This is a genomic window from Sporolactobacillus sp. THM19-2, from assembly GCF_004153195.1.
Classification (GTDB): Bacteria; Bacillota; Bacilli; order Bacillales; family Sporolactobacillaceae; genus Sporolactobacillus.
In genome coordinates, this window is record NZ_SEMC01000003.1 from 223083 (window position 1) to 244527 (window position 21445).

General features: G+C 41.3%; 13 protein-coding genes, 1 pseudogene and 1 CRISPR repeat array. Of the genes and pseudogenes, 2 read left to right on the forward strand and 12 right to left on the reverse strand.

Translation table 11 applies throughout. The features are described from left to right. Positions 1 to 13: 13 nt before the first annotated feature. The 4 genes from EWH91_RS04495 to EWH91_RS04510 form a co-directional block, all read right to left on the reverse strand. A complete protein-coding gene (locus EWH91_RS04495) occupies positions 14 to 1303 on the reverse strand; it encodes a methyl-accepting chemotaxis protein (protein ID WP_165364237.1) in 1290 nt (429 codons plus the stop codon). Positions 1304 to 1395: 92 nt separating this feature from the next. Then, positions 1396 to 1929 carry a VanZ family protein gene (locus tag EWH91_RS04500; RefSeq protein WP_129928822.1) on the reverse strand — a complete coding sequence of 178 codons (534 nt, stop codon included), beginning with the start codon at positions 1927 to 1929 and terminating at the stop codon, positions 1396 to 1398. 388 nt (positions 1930 to 2317) lie between these two features. Next, a complete protein-coding gene (locus EWH91_RS04505; protein ID WP_129928823.1) occupies positions 2318 to 3649 on the reverse strand; it encodes a D-serine ammonia-lyase in 1332 nt (443 codons plus the stop codon). Positions 3650 to 3674: 25 nt separating this feature from the next. Further along, positions 3675 to 4856: a trans-sulfuration enzyme family protein gene (locus EWH91_RS04510; RefSeq protein ID WP_129928824.1), complete on the reverse strand. Its 1182-nt coding sequence runs from the start codon at positions 4854 to 4856 to the stop codon at positions 3675 to 3677. Positions 4857 to 5498: 642 nt separating this feature from the next. Here EWH91_RS04510 and EWH91_RS15160 point away from each other — a divergent pair. Beyond that, a pseudogene (locus tag EWH91_RS15160) lies at positions 5499 to 5633 on the forward strand (IS1380 family transposase); the annotation flags it as partial. Positions 5634 to 5651: 18 nt separating this feature from the next. Beyond that, a CRISPR array of direct repeats spans positions 5652 to 10637; the repeat unit is 29 nt; unit sequence ATTTATATCCCACTTCGTTCAGATTAAAG. Between the two features lie 185 nt (positions 10638 to 10822). Here the strand turns inward: EWH91_RS15160 and cas2 are convergent. The 8 genes from cas2 to EWH91_RS04550 are packed head-to-tail and all read right to left on the reverse strand — an operon-like array spanning position 10823 to position 19125. After that, on the reverse strand, positions 10823 to 11086 hold the full coding sequence (cas2, locus tag EWH91_RS04515) for a CRISPR-associated endonuclease Cas2 (protein WP_129928825.1): 264 nt from the start codon (positions 11084 to 11086) through the stop codon (positions 10823 to 10825). A gap of 34 nt (positions 11087 to 11120) precedes the next feature. Beyond that, positions 11121 to 12107: a type I-B CRISPR-associated endonuclease Cas1b gene (cas1b, locus tag EWH91_RS04520; RefSeq protein ID WP_129928826.1), complete on the reverse strand. Its 987-nt coding sequence runs from the start codon at positions 12105 to 12107 to the stop codon at positions 11121 to 11123. 3 nt (positions 12108 to 12110) lie between these two features. After that, the gene (gene cas4, locus EWH91_RS04525) at positions 12111 to 12608 is read right to left on the reverse strand and encodes a CRISPR-associated protein Cas4 (RefSeq protein ID WP_129928827.1); all 498 of its coding nucleotides are present in this window, start codon (positions 12606 to 12608) and stop codon (positions 12111 to 12113) included. A gap of 31 nt (positions 12609 to 12639) precedes the next feature. Beyond that, positions 12640 to 14988, reverse strand: coding sequence for a CRISPR-associated helicase Cas3' (cas3, locus tag EWH91_RS04530; RefSeq protein WP_129928828.1), 2349 nt, complete (start codon positions 14986 to 14988; stop codon positions 12640 to 12642). Between the two features lie 45 nt (positions 14989 to 15033). After that, positions 15034 to 15762 (reverse strand): type I-B CRISPR-associated protein Cas5b, encoded by a 729-nt coding sequence (cas5b, locus tag EWH91_RS04535; RefSeq protein ID WP_129928829.1) that lies wholly within the window; start codon positions 15760 to 15762, stop codon positions 15034 to 15036. A 14-nt stretch (positions 15763 to 15776) separates the two neighbouring features. Beyond that, positions 15777 to 16661, reverse strand: coding sequence for a type I-B CRISPR-associated protein Cas7/Cst2/DevR (cas7i, locus tag EWH91_RS04540; RefSeq protein ID WP_129928830.1), 885 nt, complete (start codon positions 16659 to 16661; stop codon positions 15777 to 15779). Between the two features lie 3 nt (positions 16662 to 16664). Next, positions 16665 to 18401: a type I-B CRISPR-associated protein Cas8b1/Cst1 gene (cas8a1, locus tag EWH91_RS04545; RefSeq protein ID WP_129928831.1), complete on the reverse strand. Its 1737-nt coding sequence runs from the start codon at positions 18399 to 18401 to the stop codon at positions 16665 to 16667. Between the two features lie 13 nt (positions 18402 to 18414). Continuing rightward, a complete protein-coding gene (locus tag EWH91_RS04550; RefSeq protein WP_129928832.1) occupies positions 18415 to 19125 on the reverse strand; it encodes a CRISPR-associated endoribonuclease Cas6 in 711 nt (236 codons plus the stop codon). A gap of 846 nt (positions 19126 to 19971) precedes the next feature. Between EWH91_RS04550 and EWH91_RS04555 the strand changes: the two genes are divergently transcribed. Next, positions 19972 to 21396 (forward strand): C69 family dipeptidase, encoded by a 1425-nt coding sequence (locus tag EWH91_RS04555; protein WP_129928833.1) that lies wholly within the window; start codon positions 19972 to 19974, stop codon positions 21394 to 21396. Positions 21397 to 21445 lie beyond the last annotated feature (49 nt).

Here is a 21445-nt window from a genome sequence, read left to right on the forward strand (position 1 = left end):
TGTTCCGGATCCCTCATGAGTAAGTATAACGGGATACAGCCTGGCGCAAATCTTCAGCGTTCTTTTCCAGATCCGTAGCCAGCGTCGACAGCTGTTCCATTCCGGCCGTCTGTTCTTCGATTGAAGCCGTCACTTCCTCGGTGCCGGAAGCCGTCTGCTCACTGATCTCTGAGACGCCGTCTATGTTCTGTTTCATTTGCCGGATCCGCTGAATCATTTCATGGATGGCGCCAACGATTTCTTCAATCCGCGCATTGTTTTCCGATACGGCTTTTGCCGTCTGCCCGGCCTCTTTTTCAAAATCGGCAACTACACCAAACTGTTCTTCAAGCACTTTACTGGTATTTCCGGCAAAAGCGACCGTATCCGCCGTATCTTTCTGAATCCCGGTCATTAATTCCGACACCTCTTTAAGGGCACGGTCAGTCTGCTCAGAAAGCTTGCGCACTTCATCGGCAACGACAGCGAAACCCTTCCCCTGCTCGCCGGCACGTGCGGCTTCAATTGCGGCATTCAGTGCCAGGAGATTCGTCTGTCCGGCGATATCTGAGATCGTCTCGATGATCGAACCGACATTTTTCGAACGCCCTTCAAGCGAACGGATCGCTGAAATTATATCTGCTGTTGCGCCGATGGTTCGCTCGGAATGCTTGCGCAGCGCCGCAACAGACTTTTTGTTATGATCCGATGCTTCAAGCAGGACTGCAGCGCCCTTTTTCAATTGATCGGTATGCTGCCCGATGTCCCCGGTATAACGTTCCAGTTCTTCAGCTGCCTGGCCTGTTTTGCTCATCAGTTCCGCCTGGTTGGACGCGCCGGATGCAATTTCAGACATCGCAGATCCGATTTCACCGGCCGATGCCGTATGCTCTTCGCTGTTCGAGACGAGCGTCTGCGAAGCATCACCGACTTTTTCCGCGACCTGGTGAATATGGGCAAGCATCTTCTGATGACCGGTGAGCATCCTGTTGACGAGATCGCCCAGCTCCTCCAGTTCATCGCTGCCCTTCAGCGAAGCACGGACGCGCAGATCGCCTGCTTCCGCAGCTTCCACTGTCTGTTTCAGCTGATGAATCCTTTGATTATAAAAGCGGAAAACCAGACGGAGCACCAGAACGCTTGCAACCAGCGTCAGAACAAGCAGTACAGCAGCCTCAGGTACTTTGTCATACCTCCCAAGCAAAAAAAATATCAGGGCAAGCCCCGTAAACGCAGCCAGAAGCAGGATCAGGAGGATCACCTGCCTGACATGCTTTTTCTCTGACCGGGTGTTCACTGCATGATTCGGCTTTTCAGAAGACATATTTCCGATCACCCTTTCCCATTCAGGCCGACTCATCAACCCTCTCAATCTCGTTATCGGCATCTTTTTTGAAAATCTTTATTTTAATCAGGCTAATGGTTTCCGAGATGCGGATTCCTCTGATATCCGCTCCCGGTATACAGCAGTCTGAAATAGATATCCAGCAAAAAAACGGCAATCATAGCCAGCACCATCCCCGCCAGATCAAAAGTAAACGCATCAACGAAATGGCCGGTTCTTCCCGGGATAAAGGTCTGGTGCCATTCATCAAACATGGCATAGCACAGGGCTACGGCCGGGCCGCACAGGTAAGAGAGCAGACGCGGCATAACCGTCGTCATCAGCATATTAATCAGCATAAATGTAAGCAGGGCATATTCTGCGACATGGCTCGCCTTACGTACGGCGAATTCAAAAAAGGCATAGGGATTATTTGTCGTGACCAGCACCCCGTCATACATAAAGTCAATATGCGGGAAGGTCTCCGCCGTCCATTCAAAATGTGCCTTTAAAAAAGGCTGTAAATTCTGTTCTGAGTAAGGCATAGACGAGCCTCTGTAAATACTTGCGATGATTAGAGCGGAGAGAATCAACCAGAACAGGAAAGCTCTTCTGTTTTTTAACATCAATGACACCCTCCTCTGAAGGTCTGCAGTGCCCTGAAAGAGTCCGGCCCTGCAAATGGATTTATCCCGCATGAACGGGCGGTAAGATCTCCACCTCAAAGTTATGAGGGGAAACGAACATACCCAGGCGGGGCTGCCCGATGGGGTCAACGAACAATCAGTGGGGGATGAAGAGAACCCCCACTGATTGAAGTCTCACTTTATTTCTCAATTATAGCGCAAAAAGAAGAGAGATTTGTAGTTTTTTTTCATCGGTACGTCTTCGTGAACTTTCTCTGAAACTTTTTTCCCCGATCCTGCAGGTTCAGACCGGACCAGGAACACGGAGCAGCGGTTGTAAGGCTAAAGGAAAGGGGACCCTCTCAGACTGAAAGGGTCCCCGCAAGCGTTAAACCTGTTGATAATAAGTCTTCCATTCTTCCGGCGGCACCATGCCGCCTCCGGTCGCCCAGAATAAATGCATGGCCTGATCTGTTTTCCCCGTCAGGCGATGATCCGACAGATACTTTTGTCCGGCTTTCGTTCCAAACAGCAGCTCCGGACCGATCAGACCGGCCGCAGCTGAAGGCTCAATCCGGTGCCCTTCTGTATCCCAAAGGCTCTTCAGGTATTGAAACAGACGCCGGTCGTCAATAGTCATGCACCCGGATATCAGGTGTCCGGCCGCTTTACCGACGAGTGCCGACGGTTTCGGTACCGCCAGTCCGTCCGCCGCGGTCTGGTTATCCAGACCGAAATCTTTTACATTCACCTGATCATCAAGCCCCGTCATCAGCCCAAGTAAAAAGCACGGCGCGTGCGTCGGCTCGACGAAGAAGGCGTGGACATACGTGCCGAACGCCTGCTTTAGTCCGAAGGTGACGCCTCCCGGTCCGCCGCCGACACCGCAGGGCAGATAAACAAAAAGCGGGTGATGCGCATCCACCTTTATCCCGGCGGCATCAAACTGCTTTTTCAGGCGCATGCCGGCCGTCGCATAACCGGCAAAGAGATCCTTTGAGTTCTCGTCATCGATAAAATGGCCGTACGGATCAGACAGCGCCTTTTTCCTGCCTTCGCGGATTGCAACACTGTAATCGTCCGGATATTCCCGGACCATCGCGCCCTTCTCCCGCAGCAGATCCTTCTTCCACTGCCGGGCGTCATGTGACATATGAACCGTGGTCCGAAATCCGAGCTTTGACCCGACGATACCGATGCTGAGGCCCAGATTGCCTGTTGAGCCGACAGCAAGCGCATACTTCGAAAAAAAGCGGCGAAAATCCGGATGTGCCAGCTTCGCATAATCATCTGTCTCGGACAAAAGACCGGCGTGGACCGCCAGCTGTTCAGCCGTCTTTAAGACTTCATAAATCCCGCCACGCGCCTTAATCGATCCCGACACCGGCAGTTCACTGTCCGCCTTCATCATCAGGCGCCCGGGTATTGGGGTACCTGATGACGCCTCCAGCCAGTCTCGCATCTTCGGCACAGGGTAAACAGGCGATTCAATCAGTCCGTGCGCGGCCCGCGTCTCCGGAAAAGCGGTTTCCAGATACGGCGCGAACCGGCGCAGCCGTGCTTCCGCTTCCGTTACATCGGACGCCGTCACAACACCTCTTCCGGTTTCGCCATACCGCGGATTGAGCCATAAGATCTCCTTTTTATCTATTACGGGCTGAAGATCCGGGAGTTCCCTCAGCCACTGCGCCAGACTTTTTCCGGCTATTTTCTCCGCCATCGGCCAGCCTCCTCAGGGCGTCGTATCACAATCCGGCCTGTTTAAACGCCTGTTTCAGATCGGCGATCAAATCCTCTGCATTTTCCAGGCCGACACTGAATCTGAGAAATCCATGTTCTCTGAAAATCTCAGGGTAATAATCTTTCCGTTCATCATCCGGTCCGATGTAAACAATCAGGCTCTCATCATGACCGAGTGACACGGCAGAAATGATCAGTTTCAGTGAATTGACAAATTTATTATTGGTCTCAACATCTGCATCTAGTCCGAACGACATCATACCGGAGTACAGGCTCATCTGCCGCTTCGCCAGTTCATGCTGCGGATGGCTCTTCAACCCGGGATAACGGACAAAAGTCACCGCCGGATACGATTCGAGAAATTCAGCCACCTTTTGCGCCGTCTCACTGTGCTGCTTCATCCGAAGCGGAAGCGTGACCACACCACGCATAATCAGCCAGGCGTTGAACGGGCTGATCGCCCCACCGAGATTGACCATTGCCTGGGCCTTAATCTGGTCGATCAGTTCTTTCCGCCCGATCACGGCGCCGCCCATCGCGTCACCGTGCCCGTTAATGTATTTCGTCAGACTGTGAATGACCAGATCAGCACCCAGATCAAGCGGATGCTGCAGATACGGCGAAGCAAACGTACTGTCCACGGAAAGAAGGGCGCCCGCTTTTTTCGCGATTTTCGCAATCGCTGCAATGTCACTGATCCGCGTCGTCGGATTACCCGGGGTCTCCAGATGGATCAGTTTCGTATTTGGCCGGACCGCAGCACGGATCTGATCCAGATCGGACGTATCGACAAGCGACACCTCCACCCCATACTTATCCGGGTAGTATTCATTTAAAAGCCGGTATACAGCAATATAGGAAACATCTGTGCAGATGACATGCGAGTTTTTATCAAGAAAAGTGAAGAACACACCGGCCAGTGCCGCTACACCGCTGGCCAGGACGACGCAATCTTCCCCGCCTTCGATCGAAGCCAGACGCTCCTGCAGATAAATTTGATTCGCCGATGTCGTCCGTGTATATATCAGATTATTCGGATCACTCCAGTTGATCGTTGAGGCATCATCCGGCAGTCTGTAACTGTTTGCCATCGTAATCGGACGCCGGATCGCCCCCGTCTCTTTATCAATTCCGTTTCCCACATGCACGCAGCGTGTCAGAAATCCCTGACTGTTATCGTCTGCCATCTTTCTTCCCCCTCAGCTTCAAATTTTCTATGTATTCTTCATTGTTATTAATTTTATGATAAGCCGCACTTTTCCAGACGTCAATCCAATTCACAGTATTTATATCATATTTGTAAAATTTAATGAAAAAAGGGTCGACCGACAAGTCACAGTCGACATCAGAGGTTTCGTTTTTCTGAATCTTTTTCCGCAAAAATTGATTCTCATAAAAAAATACCGCCGGATCCGTTTCCTGATCGAACCCGGCGGTGTTTCAAATGTCCGCGTAATCGAACGCTTCAATTTCTGTTATGCCAGTCCGCCCAGAGAATTCTGCAATTGCGGCAGGTCTCCTGCAGAGCATGAACAACCGACTCCTGCCTGCGGTTGCTGCGATATATATTCAAAAACAGACGAGACATCCGTAAGCGCTTCTCCCATTTTTTCATGGAAGCCATCATTCCTTTGGTGTAAAAACTTTCCCTTTTATTATAGACCCTAGAATATTCATGGCCCGCGGTATGAACTTTACTTGTCGTTGAGCCACCAAGGTTTACAGCGATTTTCACTTTTCACCTGAAAAGTGAAAAAAGGAAATGAAAAAGGAGCTCATTCCTTGTATGCTTAAGTTAAGCGAAACCAAACATACAGGGGGCTCCTCATATGTCCAGTGTAAAGGAATCAACGTTCCACTTCAATAAAAAGATTAAGGCCAGTTTCTCAGGCGGCGCGCTTTCTTCCGATTCCGGCTTATTACTTTATCGAGAATTCGATTTAAAGATTATATCCTCATCAACTACCGGGTCAAGCACGCAACTTTATATCCCACTTCGTTCAGATTAAAGTAAGCAAAAGACAACATCGCATTCACATTATCCATCTTTATATCCCACTTCGTTCAGATTAATGGGGTGAATGAAGCGGCTGTACCGGCTGCGGTAGTCGCATTTATATCCCACTTCGTTCAGATTAAAGAGCGTTTGCTCATTGCATTCAGCATTTGAATCATTTATTTATATCCCACTTCGTTCAGATTAAAGAAGAGCATTCCAGAAGATGGGCCAATACATCATCATATTTATATCCCACTTCGTTCAGATTAAAGGAGACAGGGCGCGACCTGCTCGCTAACTTTGCACTATTTATATCCCGCTTCGTTCAGATTAAAGTATGAAGTGGCAGTCGTCCAATCTTTTCTCTATCTCATTTATATCCCACTTCGTTCAGATTAAAGGGGCGTTTTATCGGTAAAAGATGGGACGGGGCGACTACATTTATATCCCACTTCGTTCAGATTAAAGGGTACCTCCGCTTGCATTGAAATCAACAGCAAAGTAAAATTTATATCCCACTTCGTTCAGATTAAAGGAGCAGACGGGCGAGTATCGAGAACCCGCCATGCACATTTATATCCCACTTCGTTCAGATTAAAGGCATCCACAGGCAACAGGGACTGGAAAACAAATTGCAGATTTATATCCCACTTCGTTCAGATTAAAGGCATATCAGCGGAAAATACACGACCATTATTTATTACATTTATATCCCACTTCGTTCAGATTAAAGGCAGATCATCCCGGTGGGCTTCTTCGTATTTTCTAATTTATATCCCACTTCGTTCAGATTAAAGATTTTGCCAGACAGTCCCTTTGCAGATCTTCAATTATTTATATCCCACTTCGTTCAGATTAAAGAGTTATTGCACATCATTTCTAATTTTTGCTTTACCATTTATATCCCACTTCGTTCAGATTAAAGGATGTGATCAACGAATTGATTAATCGCTCTTTTTAATTTATATCCCACTTCGTTCAGATTAAAGTCTCTTTCATTTTACTTTATTTCTTTATATTGACAAAATTTATATCCCACTTCGTTCAGATTAAAGGCCTAACTTGCAAGAAGTACCTTTACGTGATTCACAATTTATATCCCACTTCGTTCAGATTAAAGCGGCGACCAGACGGCCGGAGAACTTCAGAATTATGTATTTATATCCCACTTCGTTCAGATTAAAGAAACCATTGTTTCCGGCCGCAAGTTCCATCTCGACATATTTATATCCCACTTCGTTCAGATTAAAGTTTGTTAAAAATTCATCAAATAAAATGGTCGTAACACGATTTATATCCCACTTCGTTCAGATTAAAGCGTGAAAGCGCCGAACTGTTTATAAAAAAGATTATTGAATTTATATCCCACTTCGTTCAGATTAAAGTGTTAGCCCGAACCTTGACCATGTTTCGATATGATATTTATATCCCACTTCGTTCAGATTAAAGCTGATAGTATACGAGTATCGGGTCCCTACTTTGCCATTTATATCCCACTTCGTTCAGATTAAAGGCCGCCTGCGGGATCCATAAATCGACGCTGTACGAAATTTATATCCCACTTCGTTCAGATTAAAGAACGTATCCAGAGTGTGCCATAGTGTACTATACTAATTTATATCCCACTTCGTTCAGATTAAAGAATGGATTTGCGAGGGCAGGTTGAGGAGTTTATATACATTTATATCCCACTTCGTTCAGATTAAAGGTAAGCAATAACACGAGGCAAGGCGTCCCACGTCTATTTATATCCCACTTCGTTCAGATTAAAGGATAGCATCACGCCTTTTATGCAGGCTCTTTTTTAAATTTATATCCCACTTCGTTCAGATTAAAGAGACCCGGAGCACAAGAACCAGTTTTTAATCGATAAGATTTATATCCCACTTCGTTCAGATTAAAGTACGATAAAAAGCATCAATCTATTCTAAAGGCTCTCACATTTATATCCCACTTCGTTCAGATTAAAGAGCAGTGCGCAGAGCGCGTTGGATGCATATAACAATAATTTATATCCCACTTCGTTCAGATTAAAGCCCAGGTGGATTTAGAGCAATAAACGCAGATACAGATTTATATCCCACTTCGTTCAGATTAAAGTCATCTATTAACCAAAACGCCGAGGACATCCAGACAAATTTATATCCCACTTCGTTCAGATTAAAGGGATTACGTCACAGGCGTTTTGGCGGCGGCATACACATTTATATCCCACTTCGTTCAGATTAAAGGATTAGTTCCGTGAGCGATCTGTCAGCGATCAGAAACTATTTATATCCCACTTCGTTCAGATTAAAGTGCTCTCCGCTGTCCGGTAGGGCAGAGACAAAACCATTTATATCCCACTTCGTTCAGATTAAAGGCAGTCCGACATCGCAGGTAAAGCCGATGCAACGTATTTATATCCCACTTCGTTCAGATTAAAGAAATGACCGATAAGCAAAAAATAATCGTTGTTGATAAATTTATATCCCACTTCGTTCAGATTAAAGAGAGCAGAGGAATAACAATATTCTGACAATAAGCGATTTATATCCCACTTCGTTCAGATTAAAGAGTTTGCTCGCAGAGAGAGAGGCGATCATCGCTGATATTTATATCCCACTTCGTTCAGATTAAAGGCTTATTTTTTCATTGATAAGGTAAGCGATAGCATAATTTATATCCCACTTCGTTCAGATTAAAGTGTTATTCAGTCCGGATACATTGACACGTCGGATTCTATTTATATCCCACTTCGTTCAGATTAAAGGGTGGAAGGAATTGGGCATTAGAAACCGCAATTTCAAATTTATATCCCACTTCGTTCAGATTAAAGGGTGGAAGGAATTGGGCATTAGAAACCGCAATTTCAAATTTATATCCCACTTCGTTCAGATTAAAGTGTTATTCAGTCCGGATATATTGACACGTCTGAAACAATTTATATCCCACTTCGTTCAGATTAAAGATCGGTCAGGTCCTGCACACGCCCCGCCAGATCACGTATTTATATCCCACTTCGTTCAGATTAAAGGGTGTTTGAAAAAGTTGCAGATCCCGCTAAAGGAGATATTTATATCCCACTTCGTTCAGATTAAAGCGTCGCTGTCACGGGCCTTAAACGTGCCCACAATGGAATTTATATCCCACTTCGTTCAGATTAAAGTCTCCTGAGCCCGAGCCACATCGGACGCCGAAAGGCATTTATATCCCACTTCGTTCAGATTAAAGGTCCATTTTGATTGCTGGTAACAAGGTGCATATCACATTTATATCCCACTTCGTTCAGATTAAAGGTTAGTCCGGACAACATTTCAGGACTTGTTGTAAAAAATTTATATCCCACTTCGTTCAGATTAAAGCTTAACCCAGTTTACGACGAAGGAAAGAACATTACAGGCATTTATATCCCACTTCGTTCAGATTAAAGCGCCACTCTAGGAGCGCTGGCCGGCTACCTGTACGATTTATATCCCACTTCGTTCAGATTAAAGGTTCACGGTGTTTGAAAAGGTAGCGGATCACACTAATTTATATCCCACTTCGTTCAGATTAAAGCAGGGGTCTAAGGTGGTAAGCTTTACCGACAACGCCTATTTATATCCCACTTCGTTCAGATTAAAGCGGAGCTGCTAAGGGTTGAGGAAATGGCTGGCCGAGATTTATATCCCACTTCGTTCAGATTAAAGGGGTACAGGTGAGGGGACTGGTGACGGTGTTGATTAATTTATATCCCACTTCGTTCAGATTAAAGCGCCTTTTTAGTGCTTATAGTCCAAGCTGGCGATCTGATTTATATCCCACTTCGTTCAGATTAAAGACGGACGCAAGCGATATAAAAATAAACACTTAAATATTTATATCCCACTTCGTTCAGATTAAAGACGGTCATAATTATGAAACGCTTATCAATTATGAGGATTTATATCCCACTTCGTTCAGATTAAAGCCGTATCCGGGGCACCTGATCCGCCGTGGCTCTCGTATTTATATCCCACTTCGTTCAGATTAAAGACCGGCCGAAACACGGATACAAATGAGTATCTCAAATTTATATCCCACTTCGTTCAGATTAAAGGAGGAAGCATTAAGCAATATTATATCAACCGATGTATTTATATCCCACTTCGTTCAGATTAAAGGCCGTCGGGACGCAACTACCTGCGAAAGGGAGACAGATTTATATCCCACTTCGTTCAGATTAAAGTTGTACATAACCTCTTTTACGTCTTGCTCTTTACTAAATTTATATCCCACTTCGTTCAGATTAAAGGGCGTACAGTGCAGAAGATCTTGGGAAACCGATTGGCATTTATATCCCACTTCGTTCAGATTAAAGGTCTACCGACAGCAAGGTTATTTCTTCTGTTCATTTATTTATATCCCACTTCGTTCAGATTAAAGCAGAAAGAGTTAAATTTATCTAAGAAGAATTATAATATTTATATCCCACTTCGTTCAGATTAAAGACGGAGACAAAGTGATTATGATTAGAAACCACGGTATTTATATCCCACTTCGTTCAGATTAAAGATTTCCTACACTTGTGAAAGAGTGGTATGAAAAAGAAATTTATATCCCACTTCGTTCAGATTAAAGATACAGAATGACTATGATGCAGAAGGCGACTGTTTATTTATATCCCACTTCGTTCAGATTAAAGAAAAGCGTGAAGCCGTCGGACCGAATCCGATATACATTTATATCCCACTTCGTTCAGATTAAAGATTGCGTCGGAATTGCGGCTGTCGATTCCTGGCTGATTTATATCCCACTTCGTTCAGATTAAAGATGGATATTTTTATCATCAGCCCTGCTGAAAACGATATTTATATCCCACTTCGTTCAGATTAAAGAGTTACGGACCCTTATCTGCATATCACACTGTCAAAATTTATATCCCACTTCGTTCAGATTAAAGATCGACCACATGGGAGACGCCGGCGGCCCGGTACCGCATTTATATCCCACTTCGTTCAGATTAAAGGCGTTCAAAATCCCTATTGCTACAGTAAATATTATAACATCACAACTAAATTTTGCAGTAAATCTTCATTCATGTTTCATTAATCTTTGAAATACATTCAAGAAACGCTTTTGTACCGGCAACGGTATATCTTTTGGAAATATTTGTTTCTACTGCATATTTTGATATTATCAGAGATAACATTTTTATAGGAACATTTCGTCAAAACTCTTTTCTTGACCAAAAACATCTTTTCGTATATGCTTTGGATTTTCTATTTTATAAATATAAAGGGAATCTGCATTCTCATCCATTAATTTTGTTAATTCATTTAGACAACGGTTCAACTTTCCTTTTGTTATTTCACCCTCAAAGACAGAATTCTGTGTCCATATCAGATATTCTTTCAATTTTTTTCTCACTTTGTTAATACGCTTCACTTCTACATCATAAGTTATGATCACATACAAACAAATCACCACCTTTAAATTCATCTAATTTTAATTACCACCATGCCTTAAGTGGTCTGTATACTTCATCTCCAAGAAAATGTTTAATCAGCTTGTAACATTCTAGACGCATGAAGTAACGATAGGAAACCTGACGATTCAATTTTCTGTGCTTGACAGTAGTTGACAATCTGTCTTCCCATGCCTGAATAAATTTTTTTCTTCCTGAATCATCCAACAAGATCATGTTATCGATTTTTCTAAAATCTGATTGCTTCAGCATTTTCTTATTAAGTAATTTAAAAATTAGCGAATCAACCAATAACGGCTTAAATATTTCTGCTATATCCAGGCTCAATGAGAATCTCTTTGTAGACGGTTCATGTAAAAAACTAACTGTAGGATCAAGGTGTGTTTTATAAATCTCACTTAAGACAGTTGTATAACACAAACTATTCCCAAAAGATATCAATGCATTCAAGGGATCCTGGGGAGGACGTTTTGTTCGTGTGTCAAAGGCAAATTCATCAGGTAAAAATTTATTAAAAGACTGATAATAGATTTGGTGAATGTTACCTTCGATTCCCATTAGTGGATGAATTGAGTGGGTCTGATCAATCTCTTTGGCGAGTTTCACAAGGCCGTCAATATAAGAAGCTGTATTCGGTTTATAATGTCTTAGATTACGTACCATATGGAAAACGGCAGAGTGTATAAAGGATTGAGCAATAAATTGTCTTTTTTCCTTGTCAAGATAATGTGCACACTGATTCACTACTGTAAAACCAGAAACCTTCTTTGATCGGGGATAAAAAGTTCCCATATAAAAACCATAATAATTGAAAAAATGAACACGAACATCATATTCCTGAAGAAGCTGTAGAAAAGTGGTATTCAGATCTGTTTCTCCAAATAGATAGATATTGTCTACTTGTTCGATGGGAAGATATTTTTTCTTTCCTGTATCCTGATTAATAAAATAAAGGGTGTTATCTTCTCTCTTTAGTCGTCCTTTTGAAAAGATATAATAATTTTTCTCCACTATTCATTCACTCTCCTCACCTGCAAAACAAAAATCATGATATGCACAACTTTTGCAATATCTCTTTTTTACAAATTTGGGTGGTTTCGTCTGATATATTATTTGCTCAATTTCATTAACCATCTTTTTAAGTTCTGTTACTTTATTCGGGGTCAACTCTATTTCTTCGGTTTTTCTTTCTTTTGTATATTGGATAAGCCCTTTTTTATTAATGCCTCGTTTCTTCAGTTCATATAAATAAAAAATTAATTGCCATTGGTCTGCCTCAATCATTTTGCTTGAATTTTTCACTTCTCGAATATACTGTTTGTCTATTGCGTCAATTTGGATTTGGTTATCAATGTGAATATCACGTTCTTTGACTTGACGGTAGGCACGATCATGAAGGACAGCTCCTTCAAGGACTTTATCATTGTCAGGTGCCAGATTGATATTCTTTGAGTAAAGCCACAATTTTCTTTTACACACGACGTAGTACTGAATGTGTAATCCTCCCAGCATGATTATCGCCTCACTTCCATACTTTAATTGGTTAAATAAATTGTTCCTGTGATCTAAATTTGCCAAGTTCATTATTAAATTCCATGCCTATTTCAGAGGTATATGGGTAATCAACTACTGGAAATACAAGATAGTCGCCTAGATGAACATCCTCTTCATTTACATGACGATTATTATGAATAGCCTGCAGATATCTATATTTGGGTATATCAATTGTAAAAGAACGTATCTTATCCCTTACCAGAATTCTCTGCTCTTTAGCCTTTTTAAGTTCTTCTTCCGAAACTTTGTGATTTAGTGTTTCATCATATTTGTATCTTAATTTATTTATTTTTTCCTGTTCTCTTAAAAACACTTGATAAGGTATTACCGGCTGATTAAAGATATCACGTAAATTTTGGATGTTTTTATCTAAACCGTTATCATATTCAACAATATTTTTAAGCAGATGAAGGTAATTCCTTAAATCGCTGTAATAGGATGTTTGCCTTAATCTTTCAGTTGTGTAAACTTTAGCAATCAGATGCATTTTCTTCTCTTCACTAAACAGAACTGGATTAGACTCAGTGCTTAATGCTTGTAAGGCCTGTTTGGACAAATCAAAAATCCCTTTATCAATCACACTATGAGATCCTGCAGATATACCAGACGGGGCCGTCTTCCCGCCAGTATACACAATTACATTGATATGACTGTCCGTCAGCTCTCGATTTCGGAAAACCCGTCCCATTCTTTGGAATAATCCACCCAGGTCTGAAAGCTCCGTATATAGAACATCAAAATCAATATCGACACTGGCCTCGACCACTTGTGTTGTCACCCATATACAACGTGATTCATTATCAAGCCTGCCCATTCTCAATATGTCATCTTCTTTTATCGACCGATCCGCTTTAGTAAAACGACTGTGGAACAGAAAAACTTCGCGTCTATTTCTTGCTTCTTCACCAGCATTTTTTAAAGCCTTATAAATAGATTGAGCCTTATTTACTGTATTTACAATTACAAGAATCTTATCATCATTTTTATTTTTTAAGATATCCTCTGCACGAACCTGATCATCCATAATTTGAACGCGATGGCGCAACACTGACTTACCATTAACTTGTTTTAAAAAAGGATGTGCGTTTTTATTAAAAGGAATGCTGAGTTTTTTTATAAAATCTTCGACAAATGGAGCAAATGTGGCAGTCATTATCATAAATCTCCCGCCCATCCTCGTAACCTCTTTCAAAGCAATCAACAGACAGGCAAGCATTTTGGCCGAATACATCTGAATTTCATCAATAACCAGCTTTGAATATGCCAATATAGCTAGTTTCTGTTCATATCCCTCTTGCTTAAAAACGAAGTCCAGAATCTGATCGAGCGTACATACAGTTAGCGGCATTGACCATTGTTTAGTTTGTTCATAATAATCTTTGCTGTAGAGATCAGACTTTACGTATTCAACCTCAGTATCTGAGTGCAACAGACCAACCGCTTTATAACCAATTCCCTTCCCATTCTGATCACTCGTATGATGAATACGCTTGTAAATGGCGTTGATCGACACCCTCAACGGTAATGTAAAAAATCCTTTAGAATTGCCAATCCAGAATAAGGCACCTTCTGTCTTTCCGATACCCGTTGAGGCAATAATTACATTATTGTCATTTTGATGCGCCATCATATAATTCTGCATTTGATTACGCGAGCTGTGAAGATCTCTTTTATAGTAGTCCTCCAAATATGCCATGAGATTTGATCCGGGTACTTCTACCTCGATTGAAGCGCTTGCTGCATGATCAATCTTGTTTAATAAACCTTTGACCATAATATATCTTTTGGTTGCTTCAGGCCGGTTATCCATTTTTAACCGCTTCTTAACAAATTTCCAGAAAAAAATTTTAGGAGGAGTAATTGTATAAGAATCAAAACCATCTCTTTCAATTAATTTTCTCAAGCTTTCTGCAAAATCACTGTAATACTGAGTCAAGTCTTCTTTTATTGTTTTTTTCAAATCAGTAAATTCTACTTTATGCCTAATATGATGATAATAAACTGCTTGTGCCAAAATCCTCCTGGAGTCGTCATCTGGCAACTCTTTTAACGGAATGAATGCACAGCTTAAATAACCGTGTGGAATCTCTTGAACAGATTGCAAATGATCTGGCAGTAATTCACACTGAGTATTGATTGCTTGCATTATCTTGTTTTGAAATTTTGTATTTAGTTTGCCAAAATCATGAAAAAAGCAAGCCATTTTAAGTAGCTTCCAGTCGAGATTTGGAATGTTAGGGTAAATAGTTTTTAACTTTCTATATTCTCGTAAAAGATCTTCAGTATGCTCAGCAATGGTTTGTTCCGGTTTGGATTTTGCCAAGAAACGGTTCTTCATTTCCAATCACCCCCTAAAAAAAAGAAGAGAGCCACGCTCTCTATTTTATGCATAGAATAAAGGCACCCGATCCTCATCCAAGTATAATTCATCACCTTCAATAAACGTCTTTCCTGCAGTCGCATGTACGACCATCACTTTCTTCCAGCGCCTTTGAAATACATTTCTTTTAATTTTTGCTTTTTCATAATATCGATTGATCTCATAAAGTGTCTGGTTCGAATCCTCTATCTCCCCGTCAGTCACGGGTATATAGGCCGAATGTTTTAAAGTTAAATCTTCGTCTTCATCTAATACTACTTTTTCTACATTCACCCGCTTCACTTCATCGATCCGAACAATATCTTCCCGCCGACCCAACGATAGATATTCACTGGGTTTCAACAGAGCATGATAAATTTGATCAAAGTCTTCTTGTTGAGGTATTAGATGTATAATAAGATGGACATCTGTCAGCAATTCGGTTGTTGTAACTCCACGAATTAACCCATAATCACGGTTATCTTTTCTGGAGTGTAATCGAAATGTGTGCCTTTTAGGCTCGTATGTTGCAGCGGCAAATTCATATCTCGTGTTTAAGTCGTTAACTTTAGAATAATAATCTCCCTGAATACTAATTTTCATGGGATGGTATTCTTTGTACCTGCATACTCTGTGTATCATTCCCGATACTGTTGAATAGGGAGGAAGTGGATAGGTTTCTTTCAATTGAAAACTTGCAGGCTGCATATAGTTTACTAAATTTTGGTAAATCTTTATCCTGATCGCTTTCATTAAAAATCACCCTGTTAACTATAGAATTCCTGAACTTTTTCTTTTACCTTACTAAAGAATTGGCCAATTGTGATTGCATTTAATTGTTCCTTTATCTCTTGATCGTTGTCAAATATCCCCTCTATGAACCCACAAAAAGTCTGTTCTTTAACAATCGGATCAAGAGTCAATACATCCTGAATAGCATTGATTTGTAATTTGTTTCTTCGTACCTTTATTCGGTTTTCAAAAAATGGATTTTTAATATCGTAGACACCGCCAATAGCAAAAAGTGGCGATAAGTTTTCCCGCCGTCCTTTTATATCTCTATAAAGAAACTTAAGTGTATCAACAAGCAATTGGACACGTGATGACTTTTCTTCAGATGAGATTTCTATCCCATCATTCGTGTCAATACCAACTTGATCCAGATCCACAGTCAATGTGTATGAGTAATATGAGTGGTGGATTTCACTTTGCGCAATATTTCCTCCTTTTTTTTCATTACCATCTGGTTGAGTGGCTAAATAGCGATCAAAAAGTCCTTTGTTAGTCAAGAAGTCCGTATCAGCTTGAAAGCTTTCTAGTGCAACTGCATTGGAAAGCCGTGCAACAGCAGCGCGTGTCTTTGTGTCTTTACTCGTTTTCATGTATCCAAATAAATCAATTTCCGGATATTCCTTTATAGAGGCATCTGGTGCAAACTGGATGACCGATCCATCCAAGCCTAAAGGAGTGTTGTCTGCTTCCATTTGCTGAATGATGTTATATCGCAGAGCTTGTCTTGAAATGTAAGTATAGCTTTCACCTGTCCCTCTTGTTAACTTTTTTAATGAAGTGACGTTCCCAACACCTTCACCATAGTTAGCACTCTCTGCCTCTATAACGAATGTCATCGTCAATCCCTTTTTTTTATTCATTGGTCATTCTCCTTTGTCGTTTAATTGCCTTCCTGAACGGAATCCTAATATAAATGCATAGCCGAGAGTTTGCAGCTTGTCTTCGTCATTCAATGTTTCAGAAAGCTCAGTTGGTATGATCAAATTTGTTTCCAGCCGGCTACTATTTTTCGCATAAAGATAGGCATTGAAAAAGGTATCCATAAATCTACCGATATTCTTAGACTTCAAGGCATTTAACAACCTGTATGTAATGCCCTGCATTTTATTTGCTGCACCTTTTCTAATATAGACCTCTGCCAGTTTTTGCCCTTCCTTCATTACGTGATCAATTGTTTTTTTTGAAACATATGATGAATAGCCTGTCATCCGATTCCCCTCACTTTCTCTACGAATTGTCCAGATAAAATCATTATTTAAATAGATTAAATGACGTATCGAAAAAGTATTTCTTAGAGGCTGCGCAGCGTTTTCCGGTATGCTTTCTCGAAACATTAACTGAATCAAATCGAATTGATTTTTATTGTGATACAAATAATTAATAATATTTTCATAGATGTTTAAAAAGTTGTCATTTCTTACTTTAACCGGCTTAAGTAACTTACCCAGGTTTTCTTTGTTTTTGTTAATCACTGACAGTTTGTCTTTCGAGAGGATATTAAATGAATATGGTCGAACATTGTTATTTTGATTAAATTTAATAATCTGTATATTTTCTATTTCCCTGTTAGATTGTTTGAGCTTTCCATGCTCCATAATTTTTATAATCTGATAATAGGTCCTGAGTTCAAGCAAGTTAATCGTCTCATCGCTTTTCACCGCCATATTTTCTCCGTTAACATTTAGTTTAATAAGCGACGAAAGCTCGCTGTTACTATTGACAAAATAACCTTGCCCATTAAGAAATGTAAAACCAGTTGGAACACACGAGAAGACAAAATTACAAATTGGGCATATATAACATGTGGAAGAATTGAGATTCCAAAAGTGGGATGATTTACGATTCATGTCCACCCCCATTCTATTCATCCATGCCAAATCAAACGCAGCAGGTTTTGATAGTTTTTTAATAGGCTTCCCACAGTTAAAGCAACAATATTTATCGTTCTCATGAGTCGTTTCATAATACTGACGGATTGGTTCAATAAAATATTGTTCGTACTCCACCATGGGATCTTTTTTTGTTGCAGATCGATGTAAGAATGAAACGTTAGACCAAAATTTTGCAATGATATCATACATGACGTTTTTAGCTGTAATGTATTTTTTCAGGTCAGGTTTGTGCAAATAATCAAGAATTTGCTTAATTAACCGCAATTTCTCTTCTATATTTCCCTGTACTTCCGAAATATTTTGTTTTTTCTTTAAATGGATCTTTGTCAACAGCTTTGTCAGTTGCACGATATCCACGGTCGTATCTGCAGCAATATTGTATGCTGCAGTATAACTGTTACTTGTTAATTTACCTTTTGAGTATTCCATATAAGCATTTAGTTCGCTTAGTTTTTTTGCGTCCCAAAGGTTGGTTTCAAGGAGAACTTCACCTTTTTTTACAATACGTGTATACGATATAAAGTCTTTATATTTTTCACTGAGAAAGTTAAAATAAAAATTTCCAAAATCATGTAGTACACTGATATCAAAGGATAATCGATTGTTTTTAATAGAAAATGGAACTCCATTGTATTCAAGAATATTTGCGATTCCTACTATACCTGCGTTATCAAGCCATGATCCGGTCTTTAACTCAATTTTTGCCATTTTTTATCACCTCCTAGTCTATTTTTTCTAATAAACCAAAGTATTGTGATCGATTTCCTATCCCATGTTTATAGAAATACGTCAAATCTCTTGGATCACCTGAAAGTAAGAAGCGGCCAGCGTTGACTGTAAAATAAAGATAACCATTAAATTTTTGATGAAAATTTTCCTTAATAACAACTTTTTTGAATTGATTTTTCTCGATGATCAGTGGTTTGAATAGTGATCTTCCAACATTAGATTGCAAAATTTTATTAGAGATGATGTTCAATTCTTTTTGAAACCCTGGATCCTCAAATGTCATTGGTTTACCGGACTTATTTTCAATTAATATTGGTGAGCACGTATTAAACCATGCATAAGGCCTATCTATACTCTTTTCCTTTAACATTTCGATTCTGGTCAGAATCATGCTCGTCCCATTGTGCTTAAAGATTTGGCCCACACGACTTCCATTTAGTAAATGAATCATAAAATCAGACGTCCCTGTATCGGAAGAAACAATAACTGATACTTGATGAGAAAGAATTGTGTCTCCATCAATTTGAAAATTGTGAAAATAAGTTGCAAATGAATAGTCCTTGGTTCTCATTTTTTCCTGGACAAAAAATTTCTGGTAGAAAGATTCTGAATCTTTTCTTACCGTTTCCTTCAAAAGTGCCATAATTAGAAGACGATATGCCAGTGGAAACTTATCAATGGTGTAGGTAAAACGAAGCCTCATTTTTTCACCCCCACTCTATCCTTTATTTCTGTTTATTTATAGCATACCATAAGAATAATATATTTATCTTTCCTTGGCAATAGCTGGAATAAAAAAGAGAGCAGAATTTGCTCTGCCCGATTTCAGTAGAAATAACCTGATTACTTATCATTCAAAATCTTTACAAGTTGCTGCTGTCATCCACTATGTTCAGATCAGTTGATTGCATAACGATTTCTTTATGCTCACTTTAAGAGCTTATCGTATCGCATCAATCCTTACGGGGAAAGTAATTTATATCCCACAATGTTCAGATAATAAGCTTTCATAATCAAATTAACAGAAATAAATTTATATCCCACGTAAGTTCAAATTTTCATTCTTGCTAATCCTATCAAAAAGAAATAATATTTTCCATCGATCAACATCTCCAGTGAAATTATGATTTATCAATTATATTGATGTTGTTGCTATCATTATGGCTATACCACCACATAAAGGCAACCAAAATAGCTCATTCCATACACTTTTGATGTGAACTGAGACCAATTATTTTTATATGATCAGGTTTAGTGTTCGGATCTGTCAAGCAGGTTTGTTGTCAATCGATGGCCACACGTCTTCAGGAATATTTATCCTTTTACAAATATCAATAATACAAGGACAGCAGATTTAAATTCAATCCGTAGCCTCGTGATCTATCCCCCGATGGAGCAGCATCAGTCATCGTTTCCGGCATAAAATCAGCTTCCTCCCACCATCGCCTTTTCTCCAGTTCCTGTGTGTTTCCTGCTTCAGGAAATCGTTAGTTATATGATATAAAATAGACAGGGAGATTTATTAAATTAATGATAAAGGGATGACATCATGCCTCACAGAAAACACGGCGCCTGTACGACGATTCTGGTCGGCAAGGGCGCAACACTTGACGGGTCGACGATGATCGCCCGGAACGGGGACAGTTACGATGTTCTGGTTCCGAAGAAGGTGGTCGTCCACCCGCATCAGCTTCTGGATCATGAAGACACCTGCGTCTCGCCAAATAACCGGTTTACGATCAGCCTGCCAAAGGAGCGGTATCGTTACACGGCGATTCCGGACCGGGAAGAGCGATACCTGACTTTTGAGGATGCGGGGATTAATGAAAAGAACGTCGGTATGAGTGCGACGGAGAGTATCTATGCCAACCCACGCGTGCTGGGCTATGATCCGCTTGTTGAGAACGGGATTGCCGAGGATTGCATGGTGACGGTGGTGTTGCCGTATATTGATTCAGCACGGGACGGCGTACGCCGGCTGGGTGAGATCGTTGAAAAATACGGTGCAGCTGAGTCGAACGGGGTGCTGTTCTCCGATAAGGATGAAGTCTGGTATATGGAGATTGCAACCGGACACCTCTGGGCTGCCCAGCGCATTCCGGATGATTCGTATGCTGTTGTTGCCAATCAGATGGCGATACAGGAGATTGACCCCGACGACAAGGACCGCTTTATGCTTGCACCGGATCTGATTGATTTCATTGACAGGCATCATCTGAACGCGGGTCTTGAGGGGATTAATTTCAGACAGATTTTCGGCACACGGACGGTTCAGGACCGCCACTACAATACACCGCGCGTCTGGTATGGCCAGAAGGTGCTGAATCCGGAATTGGAACAGGATCCGATGTCCGACCAGCTGCCATTTATCCGCAAGGCGAGCCGGAGAATCGGTGTTGAGGATATGGGCTATATTCTCAGCTCGCATTATCAGGAGACGCCATATGATCCGCTTGGCAGCGGGAGTGAAGCGGACCGGACACGGTTCCGGGCGATTTCGCTGAACCGGACGCAGGATTCACATATTCTGCAGATCCGCCCGAATGGATCAGACGCCCTTGCCGGTATCCAGTGGATTCAGCTCGCCGGCACGTTTGCCCCTTATGTGCCCTTCTACACGAATATCACGTCGATGCCGGAAAGCTACGCCGTGACACCGATGAATCTGTCACTGGATTCAGCTTACTGGCTCTATAAGACGATTCCTGTGATTGTCGAGCCACATTATCAGGCCTTCTATAAAGAAGTGATGGATTACAAGGATGAGCTGCACAGTTTCTTCCTCGGGCAGATTGAGAAAACGGATCAGAAAGCGGCAGAGCCTGACCGGACAGATGTGCCGGAGCTATTGACCAAAGCGACTGCCCTCTGTGCGGAAACGGCACTAGACCGGACGCGCGCCCTGCTCCAGAAACTGACGATGGACGCCATGTCCCTGTCAAAACTGACATTCCGTATGGATAAAAACCTGTAATCCAAAAAACAAAAAGAGCGATCCGATGTTTCCTGAATCGGATCGTGAT